Source organism: Pseudomonas sp. 10B238 (assembly GCF_000970615.1).
Classification (GTDB): domain Bacteria; phylum Pseudomonadota; class Gammaproteobacteria; order Pseudomonadales; family Pseudomonadaceae; genus Stutzerimonas.
In genome coordinates, this window is record NZ_KQ033942.1 from 45,752 (window position 1) to 67,652 (window position 21,901).

General features: G+C 59.4%; 20 protein-coding genes. 10 read left to right on the top strand and 10 right to left on the bottom strand.

Annotation, left to right across the window (positions count from 1 at the left end; genetic code table 11):
- Positions 1-105 precede the first annotated feature (105 nt).
- Positions 106-1,080, top strand: a complete 975-nt coding sequence (locus tag RT21_RS20465) for a LysR substrate-binding domain-containing protein (RefSeq protein ID WP_046164200.1) — start codon at positions 106-108, stop codon at positions 1,078-1,080.
- 21 nt (positions 1,081-1,101) lie between these two features.
- On the opposite strand, the gene RT21_RS20470 is transcribed toward RT21_RS20465, so the two are convergent.
- A complete protein-coding gene (locus RT21_RS20470) occupies positions 1,102-2,682 on the bottom strand; it encodes an aldehyde dehydrogenase (NADP(+)) (protein ID WP_046164201.1) in 1,581 nt (526 codons plus the stop codon).
- 128 nt (positions 2,683-2,810) lie between these two features.
- Complete coding sequence (araD1, locus tag RT21_RS20475) at positions 2,811-3,806, bottom strand: AraD1 family protein (protein WP_046164202.1); 996 nt, start codon at positions 3,804-3,806, stop codon at positions 2,811-2,813.
- Positions 3,807-3,930: 124 nt separating this feature from the next.
- Here araD1 and RT21_RS20480 point away from each other — a divergent pair, with 124 nt between their 5' ends.
- Positions 3,931-4,860, top strand: a complete 930-nt coding sequence (locus RT21_RS20480; RefSeq protein ID WP_046164203.1) for a LysR family transcriptional regulator — start codon at positions 3,931-3,933, stop codon at positions 4,858-4,860.
- Between the two features lie 22 nt (positions 4,861-4,882).
- Here RT21_RS20480 and RT21_RS20485 read toward each other — a convergent pair whose 3' ends face one another.
- Positions 4,883-5,167 (bottom strand): Rdx family protein, encoded by a 285-nt coding sequence (locus RT21_RS20485; protein ID WP_046164204.1) that lies wholly within the window; start codon positions 5,165-5,167, stop codon positions 4,883-4,885.
- 73 nt (positions 5,168-5,240) lie between these two features.
- Here RT21_RS20485 and RT21_RS20490 point away from each other — a divergent pair, with 73 nt between their 5' ends.
- Positions 5,241-7,421, top strand: coding sequence for a patatin-like phospholipase family protein (locus RT21_RS20490; protein ID WP_046164205.1), 2,181 nt, complete (start codon positions 5,241-5,243; stop codon positions 7,419-7,421).
- Positions 7,422-7,449: 28 nt separating this feature from the next.
- On the opposite strand, the gene RT21_RS20495 is transcribed toward RT21_RS20490, so the two are convergent.
- The 3 genes from RT21_RS20495 to recQ form a co-directional block, all read right to left on the bottom strand.
- Positions 7,450-9,423: a FimV/HubP-related protein gene (locus tag RT21_RS20495; protein WP_052724782.1), complete on the bottom strand. Its 1,974-nt coding sequence runs from the start codon at positions 9,421-9,423 to the stop codon at positions 7,450-7,452.
- Positions 9,424-9,733: 310 nt separating this feature from the next.
- Positions 9,734-10,171: a MarR family transcriptional regulator gene (locus tag RT21_RS20500; protein ID WP_045428075.1), complete on the bottom strand. Its 438-nt coding sequence runs from the start codon at positions 10,169-10,171 to the stop codon at positions 9,734-9,736.
- A 166-nt stretch (positions 10,172-10,337) separates the two neighbouring features.
- A complete protein-coding gene (gene recQ, locus RT21_RS20505; protein ID WP_046164206.1) occupies positions 10,338-12,461 on the bottom strand; it encodes a DNA helicase RecQ in 2,124 nt (707 codons plus the stop codon).
- 243 nt (positions 12,462-12,704) lie between these two features.
- Between recQ and RT21_RS20510 the strand changes: the two genes are divergently transcribed.
- Complete coding sequence (locus tag RT21_RS20510; protein ID WP_045428079.1) at positions 12,705-13,292, top strand: UPF0149 family protein; 588 nt, start codon at positions 12,705-12,707, stop codon at positions 13,290-13,292.
- Between the two features lie 14 nt (positions 13,293-13,306).
- The gene (locus RT21_RS20515) at positions 13,307-13,708 is read left to right on the top strand and encodes a YbaN family protein (protein WP_046164207.1); all 402 of its coding nucleotides are present in this window, start codon (positions 13,307-13,309) and stop codon (positions 13,706-13,708) included.
- Positions 13,709-13,714: 6 nt separating this feature from the next.
- Here RT21_RS20515 and RT21_RS20520 read toward each other — a convergent pair whose 3' ends face one another.
- Positions 13,715-14,299 carry a tRNA-uridine aminocarboxypropyltransferase gene (locus tag RT21_RS20520; protein ID WP_046164208.1) on the bottom strand — a complete coding sequence of 195 codons (585 nt, stop codon included), beginning with the start codon at positions 14,297-14,299 and terminating at the stop codon, positions 13,715-13,717.
- 91 nt (positions 14,300-14,390) lie between these two features.
- On the opposite strand from RT21_RS20520, the gene RT21_RS20525 reads away from it, so the two are divergent.
- Positions 14,391-15,062 (top strand): glutathione S-transferase family protein, encoded by a 672-nt coding sequence (locus RT21_RS20525; protein ID WP_046164209.1) that lies wholly within the window; start codon positions 14,391-14,393, stop codon positions 15,060-15,062.
- Between the two features lie 25 nt (positions 15,063-15,087).
- Here the strand turns inward: RT21_RS20525 and RT21_RS24220 are convergent, their stop codons facing one another.
- Both RT21_RS24220 and aceK read right to left on the bottom strand, forming a co-directional pair.
- The gene (locus RT21_RS24220) at positions 15,088-15,213 is read right to left on the bottom strand and encodes a PA1414 family protein (RefSeq protein ID WP_256203908.1); all 126 of its coding nucleotides are present in this window, start codon (positions 15,211-15,213) and stop codon (positions 15,088-15,090) included.
- A gap of 179 nt (positions 15,214-15,392) precedes the next feature.
- Positions 15,393-17,114, bottom strand: coding sequence for a bifunctional isocitrate dehydrogenase kinase/phosphatase (aceK, locus tag RT21_RS20530; protein WP_046164210.1), 1,722 nt, complete (start codon positions 17,112-17,114; stop codon positions 15,393-15,395).
- Positions 17,115-17,267: 153 nt separating this feature from the next.
- Between aceK and RT21_RS20535 the strand changes: the two genes are divergently transcribed.
- Positions 17,268-18,185 carry a DMT family transporter gene (locus tag RT21_RS20535; RefSeq protein WP_046164211.1) on the top strand — a complete coding sequence of 306 codons (918 nt, stop codon included), beginning with the start codon at positions 17,268-17,270 and terminating at the stop codon, positions 18,183-18,185.
- Positions 18,186-18,259: 74 nt separating this feature from the next.
- On the opposite strand, the gene cysK is transcribed toward RT21_RS20535, so the two are convergent.
- Positions 18,260-19,234 (bottom strand): cysteine synthase A, encoded by a 975-nt coding sequence (cysK, locus tag RT21_RS20540; RefSeq protein WP_046164212.1) that lies wholly within the window; start codon positions 19,232-19,234, stop codon positions 18,260-18,262.
- A gap of 139 nt (positions 19,235-19,373) precedes the next feature.
- Between cysK and RT21_RS20545 the strand changes: the two genes are divergently transcribed.
- The 3 genes from RT21_RS20545 (at position 19,374) to RT21_RS20555 (ending at position 21,886) form a co-directional block, all read left to right on the top strand.
- Positions 19,374-20,450, top strand: a complete 1,077-nt coding sequence (locus tag RT21_RS20545) for an AsmA family protein (RefSeq protein ID WP_046164213.1) — start codon at positions 19,374-19,376, stop codon at positions 20,448-20,450.
- 141 nt (positions 20,451-20,591) lie between these two features.
- Positions 20,592-21,437, top strand: coding sequence for an AAA family ATPase (locus RT21_RS20550; RefSeq protein WP_046164214.1), 846 nt, complete (start codon positions 20,592-20,594; stop codon positions 21,435-21,437).
- Positions 21,438-21,487: 50 nt separating this feature from the next.
- Positions 21,488-21,886 carry a GFA family protein gene (locus tag RT21_RS20555; protein WP_046164215.1) on the top strand — a complete coding sequence of 133 codons (399 nt, stop codon included), beginning with the start codon at positions 21,488-21,490 and terminating at the stop codon, positions 21,884-21,886.
- Positions 21,887-21,901 lie beyond the last annotated feature (15 nt).

Sequence of the window (21,901 nt, forward strand, 5' to 3'; positions counted from 1 at the left end):
CGGAAGCAGCAGAGCAGCGCTCTCGTTGTTTTGAAGCCTAGAGAGACAAGACATCATCAACAAATATATATTTCAGCACTACCGATACACGAATGGATATACCTGATGAAGCCAATCAACAGTAACTGGTTTGTCCGGGCACGGCTTAAGAACCGTCATATCCCGTTGCTAGCCGCTCTTGGTGATACCGGTAACCTCAATCGTGCTGCCGCCGGCTTGGGCATTTCCCAACCGGCAATCTCGAAGCTTCTGAAGGAGTTGGAAGATGGGCTTGGCGTTGAGCTGTTCGAACGACATGCCCGCGGCGTAGTCCCGACGCTGTATGGCGAAGCGATGATTCGCCACGCCAAGCGTATGCTTAACACGTTGGATAGAGCCTACAGCGAGGTCGACGCACTGCGTCACGGACAACAAGGCCATGTGCGCATCGGCACCATCCTGACGCCCTGCGCAGAGCTGCTGCCAGACGTGATCCGACGCGCCAAGCTTGGTTTCCCAGAGTTGGAAGTTACCATCCGCACCGGCTCGAGCCGCGATTTGCTGACGATCCTGGACGATGGGGAGTTGGACTTTCTGGTCGCGCGCTTTTTTGCCAGCAGTCAGCAAGTCGACTTGCACTTCGAGCCATTGGCCAAGGAGCCCTTGCAGATCTGTGCGCGCGCCGGGTTGATCAAAAGCCCTATGTCTCGCGCGCAACTGAACGCCGCTGACTGGGTGCTACCCCCAGTCGGCAGTGTGTTGCGACAGGAGTTTGATGCGCTGTTCCAGCGCGTCGGCATGCGTCCGCCACGAAAGGTCGTGAATGCGGAGAACCTGCTGATGGTGACCACGTTGGTCGAGAAGGACGACATGCTGACCGTCCTGCCACGCGATGTGCTAGCGCACTACGCGCGCTACGGCATGTTGGAGGAGATCGAGGTCGATGCGAGCATCGACGCCGATCTGAACCAAGGGCTGATGGCCTACGGCATCATCACCAAGACCCCGCAACAGCTTTCGCCAGCAGCCGCCAGCGTGCTGGAACTGCTGCGCGATACCGCGCAGCAGATGGGGCTAGGTCACGGAGCGGCACAGCGTTAGTCGAGCGAGCCGCTCCGCCCATCAGAGCGCCGCGTCGGTGGTTTCACCATCCACCAAGCGCTTGATACCCAGCGGGTTGGTGTTCTTCAGCGCGTCCGGCAGCAGCGCATCCGGGAAGTTTTGATAGCAGACCGGGCGCAGGAAGCGGTCGATCGCCAAGGTGCCGACTGACGTACCCCGGGCATCCGAGGTGGCAGGATAAGGCCCGCCATGAACCATGGAATCACAGACTTCCACCCCGGTCGGATAGCCATTGAGCAGTATCCGTCCAGCCTTCTGCTCCAGCAGCGCTACGAGATCGGCGGCGTCCGCCAGGTCAGTAGGTTCAGCAATGAGCGTCGCAGTGAGCTGGCCATGCAAGCCTGACAGGGCGCGCATCAGCTCAGCCTTGTCATTCACTTCCACCACAACGGTGGTCGGGCCGAACACCTCCTCCTGCAACAGCGGATCGCCATCGATCAGCAGCTTTGCGTCAGCCTTGAACAGTTGCGGCTGCGCCTGGCTGCCCTGCTGATCCTGGCCGGCAAGATGGCTGATCCCCGGATGGCTTTGCAGATGCTGGACGCCCTTTCCGTAGCTGCTGAGCGTGCCCGCATTGAGCATCGTCTGCGCCGGTTGCTCGTTCATGAAGCCGACCAGCCGCTGCAGAAACTCGCTGAACTCCGGCGAGCGAACACCAATGACCAGACCCGGGTTGGTACAGAACTGACCACACCCCATCACCACCGATGCGGTCAGCTCGTTAGCGATGGCATCGCCGCGGCTCTTGAGCGCATCAGGCATCAGCACCACAGGGTTGATGCTGGACATCTCGGCAAAGACCGGGATCGGCTGCGGACGCGCGGCGGCCATGTCACAGAGTGCACGACCGCCGCGTAGCGAACCGGTGAAACCTACCGCCTGAATGAGCGGATGCTTGACCAGCCACTCACCGACACCGCCGCCGTAGATCATGTTGAACACGCCCTTGGGCATGCCGGTTTTCTCCGCCGCGCGAATCACTGCGTCGGCTACGCATTCAGCCGTCACCATATGGCCGCTATGGGCCTTGAATACCACCGGGCAACCGGCTGCCAACGCAGAGGCGGTGTCGCCACCGGCAGTCGAAAACGCCAATGGGAAGTTGCTCGCGCCGAATACCGCAACCGGTCCCAGCCCCATGCGGCACTGGCGAAGATCAGGGCGTGGCAGCGGCTTGCGTTCTGGCAGCGCTCGGTCAATTCGTGCGCCCAGAAAGTCTCCGCGGCGCAGCACCTTGGCAAACAGCCGCATCTGCCCGCTGGTACGGCCACGCTCACCCTGGATTCGACCCGCTGGCAATGCTGTCTCGCGGCAGACCAGCGCAACGAAGTCATCGCCCAATGCATCCAGCTCGTCGGCAATGGCATCGAGGAAGTCGGCTCGCCTGCCCGCAGGAAGCGCTCGGTACTCTGGATAGGCGCTGGCTGCCGCTTGCGCCGCGGCATTCACTTCGTCTTCGGTCGCCTGATGAAATTCATACGGCAATGCTTCGCCGGTGCTGGCGTCGACGCTCTGGACGACAACCGAACCCTGAGCGCTGCGGGCCCCGGCTATGTAGTTCTGACCGCTGATATTCGGCATGGAATTGTTCCTCTGATGATGTGGTTCATGAGGCTTCGCCCAGTCCGCCTAAGAGCGAAGAGTTTGAAACGTAAAACCCAGCGCGAGGTGCGCCGGGGCATTGCGGCCAGTCACTAGCCATGCGGATGTCAGAGTGGCTTCACGCCGCCCGGGGAAATACCCGAACGGCAAATGCTGATGCCGTTGCGCAGTGGTGCGCCAAACTCATCCAGGCTGACCTCAAACTGATCGCCCGCCTGGGCTTTGACTCCGTCCGCGAACGAGAGCGTCGCTGTCCCGAAAAAATGCACGTGAACATCGCCGGGGCGCAGGAACTGTGCATATTTGAAATGGTGATACTCAAGGTTTTCCAGCGTGTGACACATGTTTTCCTCGCCGGACAGAAACTCTTTCTCCCACAGCACTTGTTCGCCTCGGCGAATACGACTGACTCCAGCCAAGTGCGCCGGCAATGCCCCTACCCGCAACTCGGGACCAAACGAGCAGTAGCGCAACTTCGAGTGCGCAAGATAAAGGTAGTTCTTGCGCTCAAGCACGTGATCCGAAAACTCGTTGCCCAGGGCAAAGCCCAAGCGGTACGGCTGGCCGTCATCCCCGATCACATAGAGGCCGGTGAGCTCGGGCTCTTCGCCGTAGTCCTCGGCAAAATCAGGCGCCGGGAAGTCCGCACCGGGACGCACCACAATGCTGCCGTCTCCCTTGTAGAACCATTCAGGCTGGGCACCAACGCTGCCTGACTTCGGGCGACCGCCTTGCATACCCCAGCGGAACATCTGCATTGAATCGGTGAGCTTGGCTTCGTCCTGCTCGCCCTGTTGATGCATCTTGTCGCGAGTCGCGGCGCTGCCCATGTGGGTTAGACCCGTGCCGCTGACCAGGCAATGGGCAGTATCTTCATGGTCGAGCGGCGGCAGCACCCGCCCTGCCTCGAGCAGCTCGCGGTACAGCGGACCGGCTTCGCGTGCCTGGGACTGGACGTGTTCAGCGAGGCGACGATGCTCGCGTATGGCCGCCAAAGCCAACTCGCGCGTGCTGGTGACGCCAGTTAGGACCTCGATTCGCTCGTCGGCTACCAGCCCCACGTGCCTGCAACCCTGCTCGCTCTCGAATTGAATCAACCGCATGCGCACCTTCCTTTTGTTGTGATGACGCCCAGCCTGATGGGGGTCTTGTTGCGATCACTTTAAAAACCGTGTCCGCTGGTGCCTAATGACGACTTCTGATTGAGCGATAACTTCCAGTCATCCCATGATTGCCGCCCTCCCCTCCATTGTTTCTCGTCTCAGGCTCAAGCAGCTGCGGTTACTGATTGCGCTGGATGAGCAGGGCTCGGTGCACCGCGCGGCCGAGCAGGTCTTCATCAGCCAACCTGGCGCGACCAAATCGCTGCATGAGATCGAAAATACCTTCGGAGCCGAGCTCTTCACCCGCAATAGCCAAGGATTGGTGCCCAACGATCTGGGCCGCTGCGTGATCCGCTACGCCCGGTTGATTCACAGCGACGTGGCGCACCTGCGCGAAGAAATGGTGGGAATTCTGCAGGGTCATGGCGGGCGGCTTTCCGTTGGGACCATCATGGGTGCCGTACCGATGCTTATGCGCGCACTCGGCCAGCTGCGGCGCAAGCAGCCGGAGCTTTCGGTCGAGATCGTCGAGGATACGAGCGCGCGGCTGTTGGGTCTGGTCGATCAGGGCCGGCTCGATCTGGCGATCTGCCGCAGCAGCGTCAGCCAGCGCCCGGACGCCTACGATTGTCTGACGCTACACCCCGAACAACTGACGGTCGTGGCCCACCCAGACCATCCGGCGCGCGCCGCCACGCTCGAACTGGCCGAACTTAGCATCTACCGTTGGGTGGTCTACCCAGCGAACATGCCCATGCGCCTGCTGCTCGAACGCGAGTTCAGTCAATGTGGGCTGGAATTCCCGCGTTACCCGGTCGAAACCGCCTCGACCTTCACCATGCTCAGCCTCTTACAGGAGGATCCCGAACTGGTGGCCGTTATGCCATTAGCCGTGGCCGAATTCAGCGAGAAGTTCGGCATGATCCGCCGCTTGCCACTGAACCTGCAGTCACGCAGCGAGCCCTATGGCGTGATAGCCCGCCACGGCAGCACGCTGTCAGCAGCGGCGCAGCTGCTATTGGAAGAATTGCAGACCGAGCAGCTGTCGGTCTGATCGGTTCGCCGCTGGAGCAGGCTCAGGCCCGATCGTTATGCCCCAGATTTCGCTCCGGGTCGATCTGGTCCCGCACCCGCTGTTTCAAGATCTTGGCTTCAGGAAAGCCGCCGTCCAGCTTGCGCTCCCATATCTGCACACCGTCGCAGGTGATGTGAAAGGTCCCGCCCGTTGCGGGCACGAGCGACACCTTGCCGAGGTCATCCGCAAAGGTTGAAAGCAGCTCTTGGGCCAGCCATGTAGCACGCAGCATCCATTGGCACTGGGTGCAATAGGTGATCACAATTTCGGGCTTGGTATCGGCCATGTCGAGGCGCTCGGGTAGCTGACGGGACCCTATAATAGCTGCCATTTCACGTCAGTCCGTCCGGTGTGCCTTCATGTCTCGTCTCCTCTTTCTGCTGATCCTGCTCGTCCCCCTGGCAGGCTTTGCCGAAACCCAGCCGCGCACTGGCCTGGTCCTTTCCGGAGGCGCCGCGAGGGGCCTGGCGCATATCGGCGTGCTTAAGGCGCTGGAAGAACAAGGCGTGCAGATCGATGCAATTGCTGGCACCAGTATGGGTGCTGTGATCGGCGGCCTGTATGCCGCTGGCTACAGTGTCGATGAACTGGAAAAACTGGCACTCGAACTGGACTGGCAGCAGGTGCTTTCCGACGATCCTCCGCGCGAGGACATCCCCTTCCGGCGCAAGCAGGACGACCGGGACTTTCTGGTCAAACGCAAGCTTAGCTTTCGCGACGATGGCAGCCTCGGCCTTCCGCTTGGTGTGATCCAGGGGCAGAACCTGGCGCTGCTGCTCGAACGGCTGTTGGTTCATGCCAGTGACATCCGTGACTTCGACCGTTTGCCAATCCCGTTCCGCGCTGTGGCGACCGATATCGCCAATGACAAGAAGGTCATTTTCCGTAGCGGCCACCTACCCCAGGCCATCCGCGCCAGCATGTCGATCCCAGCCGTCTTTGCCCCGGTGGAAATAGATGGCCGGCTACTGGTCGATGGCGGGATGGTCGACAACGTTCCGATGGATGTCGCTCGCGACATGGGTGTAGACCGTCTGATCGTAGTGGACATCGGCACGCCACTGCTGCCGCGCGAACAGCTGCTGACCGTCGTCGATGTGCTCAACCAGTCGATCACCATGATGACCCGGCGCAACTCCGAAGCGCAGCTGACCACCCTGAGACCGGAAGACCTGTTGGTGCAACCGATGCTGGCGGCGTTTGGGTCGACCGATTTCGGACGAGCCGAACAGCTGATCGACGCGGGCTATCGTGCTGCCGATGCGCTGGGTGGTCGGCTGGCTACCATGCGCAGCGAAAGCGGCGGCAACCTTTCGCTGAGCCTCGCCCGTTCGGCCGAACCGCGCACCCCGCTGATTACCGCCGTTCGCATCGAGAACGATTCCAAGGTCGGCGATGCAGTGATACGCCGGCATATCCGCCAACAGGTCGGCAAGCGGCTGGACGTGCAGGACCTGCAAAAGGACATGGGCACGCTGTACGGACTCGATTACTTCGAACAGGTCGAGTACCGCATCGTCCACGGTAAACCCGGCAATACGCTGGTCGTCACAGCCCGAGAAAAGCGCTCCGGCACCGATTACTTGCGTCTTGGAATCAACCTCTCTGATGATTTTCGCGGCGACAGCGCATTCAACATCGGCGCAAGCTTCCGCAAGAACGGCATCAACGAACTGGGTGCCGAGTGGCTGACGCGTCTGCAACTGGGCGATCGTCAAGAATTCTTCAGTGAGTTCTACCAGCCGTTAGACGCTGGCTCCCGCTGGTTCGTCGCGCCGAACCTCATTGCGCAAGCGCAGAACGTCGAGGCTATCCTGGATAACGACCCTATCGCCGAATACCGCCTGCAGCGCTATGGCTATGGGCTAAGCCTGGGTAGACAGATTGCCAATAACGGCGAAATCCGCTTTGGTGTGGGGCAAGCCTGGGGTGAAGCTGATGTTCGCGTCGGTGACCAGCAACTGCCAGACTTCTCATTCGAGGAAGGTTACTACCAGCTGCGGTATTCGTTCGACACGGTGGACGACGTCGACTTCCCTCGTGAGGGCGAGGACATCGGACTTACCCTTCGCCAGTACGATCCTAGTCTGGGCTCCGATAGGCGCTATCGTCAGTGGGAGTTTCGCCTGGACAAGGCCTTCAGCTTCGGCCTGGATACGTTGGTATTTGGCGGACGCTACGGACGAACACTGGATGATGCCGAGATCGTCACCTCAAGCTTTCTGCTCGGCGGCGCGCGGCAATTGTCGGGGTTCCGGCAAGACGCCCTGTCCGGCCAGAACATCAGTCTGGCACGCATGATCTATTACCGCCGAATGACACCCCGCTCGTTTCTGCCGCTGGATTTCCCGCTCTATCTGGGTGCGTCACTGGAGCGTGGGCGCGCCTGGAACAACGACAACGCGTTCGATAGCGGCTATATCAACGCAGGCAGCATCTTTATCGGCTACGAGACACCGCTAGGGCCGCTGAATTTCAGCTACGGTCTGAACGACGAAGCTGAGCGCGCCCTGTATCTGAATCTGGGGCGAAGTTTCTGATCGCTGCGCCCCTTTCTAACCTGCTCCGTTAGGCGATCAGTGCAAGCAACTCGTTGACCTGCTGCCGCTGCGCTGCATCTCCCTCAGTCGCGAGGGATTCGAGAATGATGCAAGCATTCTCCATGTCGCCCTGCTTGATATACGCAACGGCCTGGTTGAGACGGACCAGGTGTTCGGGATTCGGCTCGAGCTGGCGAAGTTCTTCCGCTGTCGGTTTCGATTCGACCGGCTCCGCATTGCCGAGCAACGATGTCAGCTCGCCAAGCGTCAATGCCTCATCGAAACCATCAATCAATGGCTGAGCGGGGTACGCCTGTCCGGCCTCCACCGCTGAAGTTCGCGGGACGGGTTCAGATGCAGAGTCCAGAAAGTCTGCCGCCACTGACTCGTCCAAAACAAAGGTGATATCCGAATCCAGGAACGGCTCAGCTACTGCTGGTTTGGCGACAGAAACCGCCGAAGCCAGCGCGGGATGAAACGCGAGCAGCTGATCGAGCTGTGCACGCTCGCCCCCCGCCTGCAGATAGGCGTCGGCAGCCACGCAATAACTGGCGACGTTGCCGACCTCAGCAAGAAGCCCGAGATGGCGAAGACGAATATCGAGTTGCGTCGGCGCCCGCTCGATTCCGCGCGACAGCACGTCAATCGCCTCATCGCGGCGGCCATAGGTGATATAGATATTTGCCGCTTCAAGCACGTCAGTCTCGCTGACAGAGGCATGCGCGGGCTGGCGAGGCATTTCCGGCGCAGCTGCGACGGCCACCGGCGGCACACGCGTCGGCTGGGGAGCGGCAACGGCAACGGGCACCGCATCTGGATATTTGGGTTCGGATTTTTTGCGGCGACTGAACCACAGGCCACCCAACAGCATGGAAATCAACACTCCGCCGCCGGGCAACGTCCATTTCTGCCATCGAAACGACGAAATAGCCTCGGTTGGGGCCGCCTCAGCTGGCGGCGGCACGATCGGCTGACCCTCCGGCATTATCGCTGGTGCCGGTTGCTCCACGGCTGTCGAAGCAATCGCCTGCGGCCGCCCCTGCTCCACTAATTGTGCAGTAACAGCTTCGAGCTGAAGCCGCATGTCGATCAGCATTTGCTTGAGCTGCTGATTCTCTTCACGGCTGGCGGCCAGCTCTTCGAACAGCTGACGACGCAACATGGCTACCTGATCGTCAACGAGTGTCGGATCGGCAGGCGCCGGTGCAGTTGGCTTGGCATCAGCTGTCAGCTGGCTCTGCGCGGTGGTCTCGGCGATCGGCGCTGGCGAAGCGGGCTCTACGAACTCTGCAGCGGCTTGTATGGCTGCATCTGGCAACAGCAGATCTGCCCCCGCCTTGAGACGTGCCGCATCACCATCGGCAAAGGCATCGGGATTCAAGGCCTGAATGTCGCGCATGAATTGCGCCTGTGACGCCTGGGTGCCATCTGCGTAGGCGCCGGCGATAGCCCACAGGCTCTCACCTCTAGCCACCCGGTGACGCTTACGCTGAGACGCTTGCGGCAGCTCGGCAGGCGGCACGAAACGCGCGGGTTCGACACGCGCCGGCCGAGCCTCGGCTTGCGGATTATTCACGACGAAACTGCTCGAAACCTCGGACGAACTTGGCATCGGATCAAGCAGAACCGTGTACTCACGGAGCATCCGGCTCTTCGCCCGGGTGATCTCGACCAGAAAGTTGAGATAAGGCTCGCGGACGGGCTTATTGGTCGCAACGCGGATCCGGCTCCGGTTACCGTCGATAACCGGCGTGAAGCGCAGATCCTGCAAAAACGCCAGGCGCTCGACGCCCACACGCGCAAAGTCTGCGTTAGAAGCCAACACCACGCGGATGTCATCGGCGCCCAGATCGCCTACGTCCAATAGGTCGATTTCGGCACTCAGCGGTTGATTCAGGGCAGAGTTGAGCGTGATGTCGCCCATACCTAGGGCGGAAACCATACCGGAATAGATCAGCGAGCCAGAGGCCACCGTAAACAAGACTCGACGACCGAGTGCCATGAAACCTCCGCAGGTGGCGTTCGGCGTGCTTCTTCGCCGGTCCACGGTTCGATTACTGAACTGTGACGCGGTTATCGACTGATGCGGAAAAAATTAGAGGCAGTTCGTCGGCGTGCGCGCGAAGGCATTGTGCCATCATTTGCAAAACATAGCCTAGCGTCAAAAGACAAACGGCAGCTGAAGGCAGTGCCTGAAATCAGGCGGCTTATGCACGCGCTTTAGAATGTTGCGTAGACGCCCGGCGCGCCAACCTAGCCATAGCCAGATCGCGCGCAGGCCTGTGCGTAGGAACGTATATGGCAGGGCTGCCTTAACGCTTGGCTTTTACAAGGTTCGCCAAGATGCGTTCATGTACTTGCTGGCACTTGCGCAGATCTTCTTCGTCGATCCCGTCGAAGAGTTCGTGGCGAACCTGAGTGGAAATCGCCTCGATTCTTTGGATGAGCGGGCGCGCTGGGGCACCTAGCGTAATGAGTTTGGCGCGGCGATCACCGGGAGCCGGCTGGCGATGGACTAAACCTTGTGCTTCGAGACTGTCCAGTAGCCTCGCCAACGTTGGCCCCTCGACTGCAACACTTTGTGCAAGCTCCCGTTGTGTAGGGTCGTGGTCGAATCGGGCCAGATGCAATAGAACCAACCATCGCGCCTGAGAAAGGTCGAGGTCTGCTAGACGACGGTCCAGCTCGGCGCGCCAGCCACGCGAAAGTTGAGCCAACTGCATGGCGAAGCGATGTTGGTCGGGATACATGGAGCGGTCTTTCCGGAAAAACTAATTATTAGCGAGCTAACCACAGCTCCGAGAGGCTGGCAAGGCTACCATCGGCCCGGTACGTAACCCTGTATTGCGGCGCACCGCGCTAGCCCGTATAGCGAACAAGCGCAGCGGCAATACGCCGCACCCCTGAGGGTGACCGCTAGAGCTCGAATTCGGCTTGCAACGATGCTCGTACGCAGAACAAGACCGGCTCGGGGACTCGTCCGGCAAACTGTTCAGCAACGGCCGCAACCGGAGGTAATTCCCCTTCGCCATCAAGGAACGCTTCCTGGATTTCCCCGAGCAACTCCTCTGGCAAGTCTAGCGCCTGCTCAAGGCTCAACTGCTGCTGGCCTATGGCTTCGGCAAGCATGGCGTAGACGTTCTTTTCGCTGCAATCGAGTTGCCGTGCGATCTGCGCCGGCGTCATGCCCGCGCGGGCCAGAGTGATCAGTTCGTGGCGAACATCGGCTGGCGATTTGGCCGCTGGTGCCGTGCCTTGCAGCACTTCAAGAAACGCTTGGCCGTAACGGTCGAGCTTGCGTGCCCCAACGCCGCTGATGCGCGCCATATCGCTGAGTGTGCCGGGCTGGCTGCGAAGCATCTCAAGAAGCGTCGCGTCCGGGAAGATGACGTAAGGCGGTACACCATGCTCCTCAGCCAGTTTACGGCGCAGGGTGCGCAATGCTTCCCAGGTCTCACGCTCTTCGCTGCGCACCAGCTGACTCGCTGCGCTCGCGGCGGACTTCGGCGCCTTGGTGGACAGCTCTCGACGCAGCTCCAGGGTGACCTCGCCCCTGAGCAAAGTACGGCAGCTGTCGCTGAGGCGAAGGCCACCGAAACCTTCCAGATCGACGTCGGCCAGCCCGCGGGCGACCAGCTGGCGAAACAGTGATCGCCACTCCCCTTCGGACAGCGCCTTGCCAACGCCGAATACTGACAAGTGCTGATGACCGAGGCTGCGGATCTTTTCGTTGTCTCGCCCAAGGAGGATATCGACCAGGTGACCAACACCGTAGCGCTGGCCGCTGCGGTAGATCGCCGACAGGGCTTGCCGCGCCGGCTCGGTGGCGTCCCATGTCTGCACGCCGTCGACACAATTGTCGCAATGCCCGCAGGGCTCCGGCATATCCTCATCGAAGTACGCCAGCAGCACCTGACGACGGCAACGAGTTTCCTCACAAAGCGAGAGCATCGCGTCGAGTTTGTGCTGCTCGATGCGCTTGTGTCGCTCGTCGCCTTCGGAATTGTTAAGCATCTGCTTGAGGAAGATCACGTCTTGCAGCCCGTATGCCATCCAGGCGTCGGCGGGCAAACCATCGCGACCCGCGCGGCCGGTTTCCTGGTAATAGGCTTCCAGCGATTTCGGCAGATCCAGATGAGCAACGAAACGCACGTTGGGCTTGTCGATGCCCATACCGAACGCGATGGTCGCAACCATGATCAGGCCTTCCTCATTTAGAAAGCGCCTCTGGTGAAACGCCCGAAGATCATTCGGCAGACCGGCATGATAGGGCAACGCCGGAAAGCCCTGCTCTGTAAGAAAGGCGGCAATGTCATCAACCTTCTTGCGCGACATGCAATAGATGATTCCGGCATCACCGCGGCGCTCAGCAAGGAACGCCATGAGCTGCTTGCGAGGCTGTTCCTTCGGCACGATGCGATAGAAAATGTTTGGCCGATCGAAACTTGAAAGGAATCGCTCGGCATTCCCCAGATGCAAGCGCTGGACGATTTCTTCCCGTGTGCGCTTGTCAGCCGTGGCAGTCAGCGCAATTCGTGGAACGCTGGGGAAAAATTCAGCCAGCTGGCCGAGCTGCAGGTACTCAGGACGAAAATCATGCCCCCACTGTGATACGCAGTGCGCCTCATCGATGGCGAACAAACCAATCTGCAAGCGCTGCAAGAACGCCAGCATGCGCGGCTGGACCAGCCGCTCGGGCGCGAGATACAGCATCTTGATTTCGTTACGGCGCAAACGGTCGGCAATGTCGCGCTGCTGTTCGGGCGTCAACGTCGAGTTGAGCGCAGCCGCCGCAACGCCCAATTCCTCGAGCGTAGCCACCTGATCGTCCATCAACGCGATAAGCGGCGACACCACTACGGCCAAGCCGTCGCGAAGCAACGCCGGCACCTGATAACAAAGCGATTTACCGCCGCCTGTCGGCATCAGCACCAGCGCATCGTCGCCGTCGGCCACGCGCTGGATGATCGCACCCTGGTTGCCACGAAACGCGTCGTAGCCGAATACATCTTTGAGAATGCGCTGTGCCTGATCGAGCATGCCGGTCTCCGAAACAAGACGCGCGAGTATACGCGACACAGCCGTCCGGTTCAGGCAGAACACTGCGCCTACGATAGTTGGGTGACCCACGGCGGCACGGCGGAACTCCGGGCGAAATTTTCAATCAGTCGAAGACGCAGTGGCAGGAAATGCCCGCAGCCGCCGCAGCGTCAAAGCGCGCGGTAGCCTGAGGCCTGCAGCTCGTCTAGAATCAGCGCTGTTTTCTCTCCAAGGTAGCCATCGATGTCCTTCGCCGAGCAACTCGCCCGCCTGCAAGTGTTTCTGGATGCAGATGATCTGCACGAAGAAGCCCTCGATTACATCGCCGCCCATGGCTATCTCACCGCCTTGTGCATCTGTTCGGAGCAAGTGCCGGAACGCGAATGGATCGACGCGCTGTTTGCCGAGCCGCCAAAATATGCGGACGACACCGAGCGCGAAGCCATCGAGGCGACGCTGATCCAGCTCAAGGCACACATTGCACGGCAACTGGCCAGTGATGAAGACATGGAGCTCCCCTGCGAACTCGACATGGGTGACGAGCCTGACGAGTCCGACCTGCGCGGCTGGTGCATCGGCTTCATGGAAGGCGTGTTCATGCGCGAGTCGGTGTGGTTCGAAGATTCCGAAGAGGAAGTCAGCGAGCTGCTCTTGCCGATCATGGTCGGATCAGGTCTTTTCGACGAGCAACCCGAATTCAGCGATATCGCCACAGATCAGAACCTGGTCGCGGAGATGGTCGAGCAGATTCCAGAGATCCTTACGGCGCTGTACCTGATCTGTCATGCACCTGAAGAGAAGCCCGCTCTTCTCAAACCTCGCAAGCACTGACGCCGGACAGCCTCTTGGCTCACCGCGATATTCCAACGTATCGCAATCCAGTAGCACGTTATGTGCTGCTGGTGATCGGCTGGTTAAGCGTCACGCTCGGCATCATCGGAATCTTCCTGCCAGTCCTGCCAACCACGCCTTTTCTTCTTCTTGCTGCTGCCTGCTTCGTCCGTAGCTCTCGTCGTTTCTACGACTGGTTGGTAACACACCCCCGGCTAGGTCCTTGGTTCCGCGATTACCTGGAAGGTAAAGGCATTCCACTCAAGGGCAAGGTTTACGCCATTACGACCATGTGGATCAGCATCGGCGTCTCCTGCTGGCTGGTACCGATGTTCTGGGCGCGTATCGGCATGCTGACCAGCGCAACGCTGGTCAGCCTCTATATCCTTCGCATGAAAACGCTCCCTGCCCGCTGAGAGACCTCAGGCCTCACGACCATGATTACGCTGGTAGGTTTCTTGGCCCATCGCATCTATCTGCGCCTCGATCAAGGCTTCAAACGGACGAAGCAATTTATCGAACCGCCCTTCGCCCTCCAGTATGTTCAACGCCGTGACAATTGCCTCGAGGGTTGAAAGCGCACCTGGCGCCGGCGCCTTCCGCAAGCGGTAACGGGAGACAAGCCCCGTGGGCAGTGAAACGCGAGGCAAGGTCGCCAGCTCGGGATTGAGATGCAGCATTTTGCGCGCCTTTCGCCAGGTGCCATCGGGGACGACCAGTCGCAACGGTCTCTCACCCTGAGTCAGGCTTTCCAGCGGAATGGCATCGTCCCCCGGAAATAGCAGATAGTTGTTACGCTCATCGGCTGGAACGCTGACGACTTCGCCCACCACCAACTTTGCACTGCGCAGCCCCAAGACGGCCAATCGAGCCGTGTTGAGCGCATGCGCGGTTTCGCTGGGGTGCTGCAGGATGAGTACCTGCGTCTCGCTAGTCAGCGAGGGGATCAACGGGCACAAGCAGTGGCTGGAAGGCCGCTGACAGTATTGGCATTGCGGACGGGACATGACTTCTCCTGTGGTCGGCGAAGTCTGCCATATCGCACGCAACGGCAGGCTATGCTGGTCCCACTCACTGAAAACTGGGAGGCAGTCGCCAATGATCACGCTCCACCATCTGGAAAACTCTCGCTCGCAACGTGTGCTGTGGCTGCTAGAGGAGCTGCAGCTACCCTACGAAATCAAGCGTTACGCCCGGGACCCGAAAACCATGCTGGCGCCGCCCGAGCTGAAGCAGGTGCACCCGCTGGGCAAATCCCCTGTGATTACTGACGGCGACCTCTCCCTCGCCGAGTCCGCAGCCATTCTGGAGTATCTGGTCGAACGCTACGGCGAAGGCCGGCTGGCGCCCGCTGTCGGTACGCCGGACTACCTTCGCTTTCGTTATTGGATGCATTACGCGGAGGGCTCGGCAATGCCGCCCCTGCTGCTACGACTGGTCTTCGATCGCGTCGCCAACGGACCGATGCCATTCTTCATCCGGCCCGTGGCCCGAGCGATCGCCAAAGGCGCCAATCAAGCGTTCATCGGCCCGCAGCTCAAGCTGCATCTGGACTACATGGAAAGCGAGTTATCCAAGACGCAGTGGTTCGCGGGCGAAGATTTCACCGTCGCGGACATTCAGATGAGCTTTCCGCTAGAAGCCGCTCAGGCGCGCGCAGGCCTGGACGCCAGTCGGCCAAACCTGACGGCATTCTTGAAACGTATAAGAGAGCGACCCGCTTATCAGCGCGCCGTTGAAAAAGGTGGTCCGGTAATGCCGGGGCGCTAGAGCTACCGCGCCCGGCCCGCCGAGATCAGCGACGCTGGGCCGCTGCTTTGTCTCGTTGCGCTCGTACCGGGATCGGCTGCAAACGAGGCGGTTCGACAAACCCAAGCGCCACTGCCAGATTCCAGCACACACTATTGAGCAATGCTTTCATGACTAACCCCTCCTGCTTGATACGGGTTTTTGGTGGAGCCCTGGGACTTCGAGATCAGCATAACCCAACAATCGCAACATAGCCTGCGAGAGGTGTTGCAGAGTATTCAGCCAACGCGCCGTTCGTCCGGCTCTTATGAGTAGCGACCCGCGCTGTCCGAAAGCGTTCGCCTGGCGCGACTACTGGGCGGTCTGCATCTTGCGACGATACGGAAAGACATCAATCACTTTGCCGTCGCTGATTGCCTGCTGCAGGCCCTTCCAATAGTTAGCGTCGTAGAGCTCTCCATGCAGCTTCGCGAACAGCCGGCGCTGCCCGATATCGGCAAACAGAAAGCGAGGAAACTCCTCCGGGAACACATCGTTGGGCCCTACGGAATACCAGGGCTCAGATGCCATTTCATCTTCGGGGTATCGAGGCTCGGGTATGTAGCGGAAATTGACCTCGGTGAGAAAGCATATCTCGTCGTAATCGTAGAACACGACGCGGCCATGGCGGGTTACACCGAAGTTCTTCAGCAGCATGTCTCCGGGGAAGATGTTGGCAGCCGCCAGTTGTTTGATAGCCAGCCCGTAGTCTTCCAGCGCTTCATGGACCTGCTGTTCGCTTGCGTTTTCCACGTACAGGTTCAACGGGGTCATTCGCCGCTCGGTCCAGCAGTGACGCACCAGTACCGTATCGCCTTGGACCTCGACCGTAGAGGGTGCGACCTCAAGCAGTTCAGCGAGGCACTCTGGTTCGAATTTAGCTTTTGGAAAGCGGAAATCGGCGAACTCCTGCGTGTCCGCCATGCGCCCTACGCGGTCGACACTTTTCACCAAGCGGTACTTTTCCACCACCGTCGCACGGTTAACGTTCTTGGTATGGGAAAAGCGATCCTTGATGATCTTGAACACGGTATTGAAGCCAGGCAGCGTGAATACGCTCATCACCATCCCGCGCACGCCGGGCGCCATGATGAAGCGGTCGTCAGTGCTAGCCAGATGGTTAATCAGCGCCCGGTAGAACTCCGATTTACCGTGTTTGTAGAAGCCGATCGAGGTATAGAGTTCGGCGATGTGCTTGCCGGGCATGATCCGCTTGAGAAAGCCGATGAACTCCGCCGGGATAGAAACTTCCACCATGAAGTACGAGCGGGTGAAGGAGAAGATGATCGAAACTTCCGCCTCATCGGTAATCAGGGCATCGGCAACCAATCCATCGCCTTCCCGGTGCAACAGCGGGATCACCAGCGGCCATTGCTCGTCGCAGGTGAAGATGCGCCCCACAAGATAGGCGCCTTTGTTGCGATACAGCACCGAGGTGAAGAGCTCGACGACGAGTTCCGGATCCTTGCAGACCCAATCGGGTAAGGACACCTGCAGCTGAGTCTCGAGCCGCTGCAAATCTCCTTCCCGATCAGCGTACGGCACGTCGAACGCAAAATCGCTGAGAATCTGTTCGAGCACACCGTGCAGATCGCCGCTGGGTTGGTAGCGCCGCGTCTGCGCCATTCGCTGGGCGCGGTTAGCCGGCCGTGTGGTGTGGATGAACATGGTGCTGTCATTGATGCAGTCATGGCTGAACAAGGTACAGAAGATCGAGTTGTACCAAGTTTCCGAAAGCTCATCGTCAAAGCGCGGATTGATCAGTCCAATGTATTCATCCTTGACCTGTGGCCAACGGTCCACGTCGAGCAGAACCCCTGGTTCCACAGCAGAACGCAAGGCTGCCGCTGTCTCGCTGACTTTTTCTTCGTACAAGTTGATACGCGCTGCCGATGCACGCTGGGCATCTTGCCACCGGGCTTGCTCAAAGCGTGCCCGGGCGCCCTCAGTGATCAACCTGAAATGTTCGCGGTAGTCATCGAAGCCCAGAAGGATCTGCTGGGCGATCTCGAGGTTCGGCGAATGCTGCGCCATATCATTTATCCCGCTGCATGAAAGCGTCGAGCTTATCCACAGCAACTTCTCAATGAAAGCGAGTCAGCTCAACGGGCGTTTTGAAAGCGAGTTTAGAGTTGTCAGGCGAGCCCGCCTCACCAACACTGACGACTCGACCGCCGGAGCTCTGCTATGCGACTTCTCGACCTGTTGCGTCTGCTCAGTCTTGCCGCTATCTGGGGTGCTAGCTTTCTCTTCATGCGAATCATCGCGCCGGAGCTTGGCACTTTCCCCACCGCTTTCTTCCGTGTGCTGTTCGCTTGCATTGGCCTGCTGGCGATTCTGGCGCTCATGCGGACCCGCTGGGATTTTCGCGGCAAACTTAAGCTGTGCCTGATTCTGGGCATGATCAACTCAGGCATTCCGTTCGCTCTCTATGCCTTGGCGGCGCAATTCCTACCGACTGGCTATTCGGCGATCTTCAATGCGACCACGCCGATGATGGGCGTACTCATCGGCGCATTATTCTTCGCCGAAGCACTGACCGCAGCAAAACTGCTCGGCGTGCTGTTCGGCCTGAGCGGCGTTGCGCTGCTGACGCGCACCGGTCCTGTCGCATTCGACCTACAACTGTTGATCGGCGCACTCGCCTGCCTGGGTGCAACCGCGTGCTATGGATTTGGCGGCTTCCTGACCCGGCGCTGGATCAACCAACATGGCGGTCTGACCAGCGAACTGGCCGCCTTTGGAAGCCAGGTCGGAGCGGCACTATGTTTGCTGCCGCTGTTCGCCATTTCTTTGCTGACAGCACCGCCTGTTTCCTGGGGCGGCAGCACCGTCTGGCTAAGCCTTGCTGGCCTCGGCATCGTTTGCACGGCCTTTGCCTACATTCTCTACTTCCGCCTACTTGCCGATATCGGTCCGGTTCGAACGCTGACGGTGACGTTCATCATTCCGCCGTTTGGGGTGCTATGGGGAGCTCTGTTTCTGGGCGAACCGCTGGACTGGGCCTACGCCTACGGTGGTGCGCTGATCGCCGTGGCGCTCTGGCTCGTGCTGAAACAGGCACCATCTGAAGTTGAAGCTGCGCCCCACCCCCAACGCGGCTAGGCGGGTTTGGCGCCGCGCGCCTGGCCTCTGGTAGTGGCTGCGCCAGGCTGCAACACATCCCGGCGCAGCGTTGATTACTGCTGCAGCTCTTGCTCGCCGAACATATCGGAGAACAGCATGGACGACAGGTAACGCTCACCTGAGTCGGGCAGGATCACCACGATGTTCTTGCCCTGCATTTCCGGCTTTTCGGCCAGACGAACCGCCGCCGCCATCGCAGCACCGCAGGAGATACCACAGAGGATGCCTTCTTCGCGCATCAGGCGCAGCGCCATGGCCTTTGACTCCTCATCATCGACACGTTCGACCTGATCGACGATCGACAAATCCAGATTCTTCGGCACAAAGCCTGCACCGATCCCCTGAATCTTGTGCGGACTCGGTTTGACTTCTTCGCCCGCCAGGGTCTGGCTGATTACAGGGGAGCTGACCGGCTCCACCGCAACGCTCAGGATCTGCTTGCCCTTGGTGTTCTTGATATAGCGCGACACGCCAGTGATGGTGCCACCCGTTCCCACGCCCGCCACCAGTACGTCGATACTGCCTTCGGTGTCGTTCCAGATTTCCGGCCCGGTGGTTTTTTCGTGAATGGCAGGGTTAGACGGATTTTCGAACTGTTGCGGCATGAAATAGTTGTCAGGATCGGATTCTGCAATCTCGGCGGCTTTCTCGATCGCACCTTTCATGCCTTTTGCCGGCTCAGTGAGCACAAGCTCAGCGCCGAGCGCCTTCAATACCTTGCGACGCTCCAGACTCATTGAGGCCGGCATGGTCAGCATCAGCTTGTAGCCACGCGCCGCAGCAACGAAGGCCAAGCCAATGCCCGTGTTCCCAGAGGTCGGCTCAACCAGCGTCATACCTGGCTTCAGGCGTCCCTTTTCTTCGGCATCCCAGATCATCGCCGCGCCAATCCGGCACTTGACTGAATAAGCCGGGTTTCGACCCTCGATCTTGGCCATGATGCTGACGCCCTTAGGCCCCAGACGGTTGATCATTACCAGTGGCGTGTTGCCGATGGTTTGCGCGTTGTCAGCGAAGATGCGGCTCATGACGGTATCCCTGCGATGAAAAAACCAAGACTGATCAGCCTAAGCGCAGTCTCTCGACTCGTCCAGCCGAACTCATAGTTGGCGACAAGGGTCCATCCAGAAGCAGAGCCGCCCATGTTTCCGCTCGATCAGGCCTCCAATGAAGACACGTTATCGCCGCCCGCTGTGGGTCTTGTTGTCACTTGCACTACTGCTATTGGTTATTCATCTGGCACTGCCCTACGTAGTACTTAACTACCTGAACGGCAAACTTGCGGATTTGGGAGACTACCGAGGCCACATCGAAGACGTCGACCTCGCCTGGTGGCGGGGCGCCTATCGGCTCGATGGTCTGGTGATTGACAAAAAAAACCAGCAAGTCCAGGCGCCGCTGTTTACCGCAAACGCTGTCGATATCGGTCTTAGTTGGCGGGCGCTGTGGAAAGATCAAGCGCTGGTTGGTGAGATCATTTTGGAACAGCCTCACCTGAACTTCGTCGACGGTGAGGAAAAGGAAAGCTCGCAAACGGGCGATGGGGTCGATTGGCGTGATCGTCTCAATGGTTTGATGCCGTTTACGCTCAATGAACTGAAAGTCGTCGACGGGCAAGTCTCGTTTCGCAACTTCCAGGCAGACCCGCCCGTTCATGTCTATGCCAGCGCGATCGACGCCAGCCTCTTCAACCTGACCAATACAGCGGATCAGAAGCAAGGGCGCGTCGCGCGATTCGAGGGCACAGCACAGTTATTCAATCAGGCACCGATGGAAGCCAGCGCACAGTTCGATCCCTATACAGACTGGGAAGACTTCCAGTTCAGCCTGCGTGTTACAGACGTCGATCTGACCAAACTGAATGACTTCAGCAACGCCTACGGAAGCTTTGATTTCGCAGGCGGCACTGGCGATCTTGTGATTGAAGCCGAGGCCACCGACGCTCAGCTGGATGGCTATATCAAGCCGCTGCTGCGTAACGTCGAAGTATTCAACTTCGAGCAAGACGTTAAGAACGAAGACAAAGGTTTCTTTCGCGGGATCTGGGAAGCGGTTGTTGGCGGTGGTGAGGAAGTGCTACAGAACCAGCGCAAGGAGCAATTCGCCACGCGCGTAGAGCTGGACGGCAGTACCAAGAACACCGACGTAAGCCCTTTCCAGGCATTCATCGCAATTCTGCGTAACGCCTTCGTAGAGGCCTTCTCGGCGCGTTTCGAGCGTTCGCTGGGTGAAGATGAGGAGTAAGCGCGAACACCGACGGAACGGCCGCCCATTCAGTGACTGAATGATCCGCTCACGTTCACACTCGCGCGCCCATCACTTATAGTCGGTCGTCTAAATCAACATGAAGTGCCTGCGTGCCAGGCCCGATCCAAGGAAACTCCGATGAAGTTCGAAGGCACCCAGTCCTACGTCGCCACAGACGATCTCAAACTTGCCGTTAATGCGGCCATCACCCTGGAGCGTCCGCTTCTGGTGAAAGGCGAGCCGGGCACCGGTAAAACCATGCTGGCCGAGCAACTGGCTGAATCATTTGGCGCGCAGCTGATCACCTGGCATATCAAATCCACCACCAAAGCCCATCAGGGGCTTTACGAGTACGATGCCGTCAGCCGACTGCGTGACTCGCAGCTGGACTCCGACCGTGTCCACGACGTACGCAACTACATCAAGAAGGGCAAGCTGTGGGAGGCGTTTGAGTCCGAGCAGCGCGTCATCCTGCTGATCGACGAGATCGACAAGGCCGATATCGAGTTCCCCAACGATCTGCTGCAAGAACTCGACAAGATGGAGTTCTACGTTTACGAGACCAACGAAACCATCAAGGCCAAGCAGCGGCCGATCATCATCATTACCTCGAACAACGAGAAGGAACTGCCCGACGCCTTTCTGCGCCGCTGTTTCTTCCACTACATCGCCTTCCCTGATCGCGACACGCTGCAGCGGATCGTTGACGTGCACTACCCCAATATCAAGAAGGATCTGGTGGCCGAAGCGCTCGATGTGTTCTTTGATGTACGTAAGGTGCCAGGCCTGAAGAAGAAGCCGTCCACCAGCGAGCTGGTCGACTGGCTGAAACTGTTGATGGCCGACAACATCGGCGAAGCTGTCCTGCGCGAGCGCGACCCGACCAAGGCGATCCCTCCGTTGGCCGGCGCCCTAGTGAAAAACGCGCAGGACGTGCAATTGCTTGAACGTCTGGCGTTCATGAGTCGTCGCGCCAGTCGCTGACCGGCGGCGGCTCACAGGAGCCGGACGCCTCACTTACTGGAGAAAGATCCATGCAAACGCTAACCGGTAGTTGCCTCTGTGGCGTCGTTCGTTATCGCATCGATGCTCCGATCAATGAGCTGACCCATTGTCACTGCAAGATGTGTCGCAAAGCCCACGGTGCGGCTTTTGCCACTTATGCGGGCGTGCCGCTGGATGCGTTTCACTTTCTCTCCGGCAAGGATCAGTTGGGTGTCTATCACTCGTCCGATCATGTAACTCGGACGTTCTGCATTCGCTGCGGCTCCAACCTGCAATTCGTCGACAACCGCGAGCATGAGCTCGGCGTTGCTGCCGGCACGCTCGACTCGCCGTTGCCCGCCCCGCCCCAGGAGCACATTTTTGTGGGCTCGAAGGCGGACTGGTACGAGATCCGCGACGGACTCCCGACGCACGACGAAGACCGCTGACCATTAATACAAGGT

Excerpts from the sequence above, each read along its gene's own strand:
- RT21_RS20465 (WP_046164200.1), top strand. The coding sequence starts at position 106 with ATGAAGCCAATCAACAGTAACTGGTTTGTCCGGGCACGGCTTAAGAAC.
- RT21_RS20470 (WP_046164201.1), bottom strand. The coding sequence starts at position 2,682 with ATGCCGAATATCAGCGGTCAGAACTACATAGCCGGGGCCCGCAGCGCT.
- araD1 (WP_046164202.1), bottom strand. The coding sequence starts at position 3,806 with ATGCGGTTGATTCAATTCGAGAGCGAGCAGGGTTGCAGGCACGTGGGG.
- RT21_RS20480 (WP_046164203.1), top strand. The coding sequence starts at position 3,931 with ATGATTGCCGCCCTCCCCTCCATTGTTTCTCGTCTCAGGCTCAAGCAG.
- RT21_RS20485 (WP_046164204.1), bottom strand. The coding sequence starts at position 5,167 with ATGGCCGATACCAAGCCCGAAATTGTGATCACCTATTGCACCCAGTGC.
- RT21_RS20490 (WP_046164205.1), top strand. The coding sequence starts at position 5,241 with ATGTCTCGTCTCCTCTTTCTGCTGATCCTGCTCGTCCCCCTGGCAGGC.
- RT21_RS20495 (WP_052724782.1), bottom strand. The coding sequence starts at position 9,423 with ATGGCACTCGGTCGTCGAGTCTTGTTTACGGTGGCCTCTGGCTCGCTG.
- RT21_RS20500 (WP_045428075.1), bottom strand. The coding sequence starts at position 10,171 with ATGTATCCCGACCAACATCGCTTCGCCATGCAGTTGGCTCAACTTTCG.
- recQ (WP_046164206.1), bottom strand. The coding sequence starts at position 12,461 with ATGCTCGATCAGGCACAGCGCATTCTCAAAGATGTATTCGGCTACGAC.
- RT21_RS20510 (WP_045428079.1), top strand. The coding sequence starts at position 12,705 with ATGTCCTTCGCCGAGCAACTCGCCCGCCTGCAAGTGTTTCTGGATGCA.
- RT21_RS20520 (WP_046164208.1), bottom strand. The coding sequence starts at position 14,299 with ATGTCCCGTCCGCAATGCCAATACTGTCAGCGGCCTTCCAGCCACTGC.
- RT21_RS20525 (WP_046164209.1), top strand. The coding sequence starts at position 14,391 with ATGATCACGCTCCACCATCTGGAAAACTCTCGCTCGCAACGTGTGCTG.
- RT21_RS24220 (WP_256203908.1), bottom strand. The coding sequence starts at position 15,213 with ATGAAAGCATTGCTCAATAGTGTGTGCTGGAATCTGGCAGTGGCGCTT.
- aceK (WP_046164210.1), bottom strand. The coding sequence starts at position 17,114 with ATGGCGCAGCATTCGCCGAACCTCGAGATCGCCCAGCAGATCCTTCTG.
- RT21_RS20535 (WP_046164211.1), top strand. The coding sequence starts at position 17,268 with ATGCGACTTCTCGACCTGTTGCGTCTGCTCAGTCTTGCCGCTATCTGG.
- cysK (WP_046164212.1), bottom strand. The coding sequence starts at position 19,234 with ATGAGCCGCATCTTCGCTGACAACGCGCAAACCATCGGCAACACGCCA.
- RT21_RS20545 (WP_046164213.1), top strand. The coding sequence starts at position 19,374 with ATGAAGACACGTTATCGCCGCCCGCTGTGGGTCTTGTTGTCACTTGCA.
- RT21_RS20550 (WP_046164214.1), top strand. The coding sequence starts at position 20,592 with ATGAAGTTCGAAGGCACCCAGTCCTACGTCGCCACAGACGATCTCAAA.
- RT21_RS20555 (WP_046164215.1), top strand. The coding sequence starts at position 21,488 with ATGCAAACGCTAACCGGTAGTTGCCTCTGTGGCGTCGTTCGTTATCGC.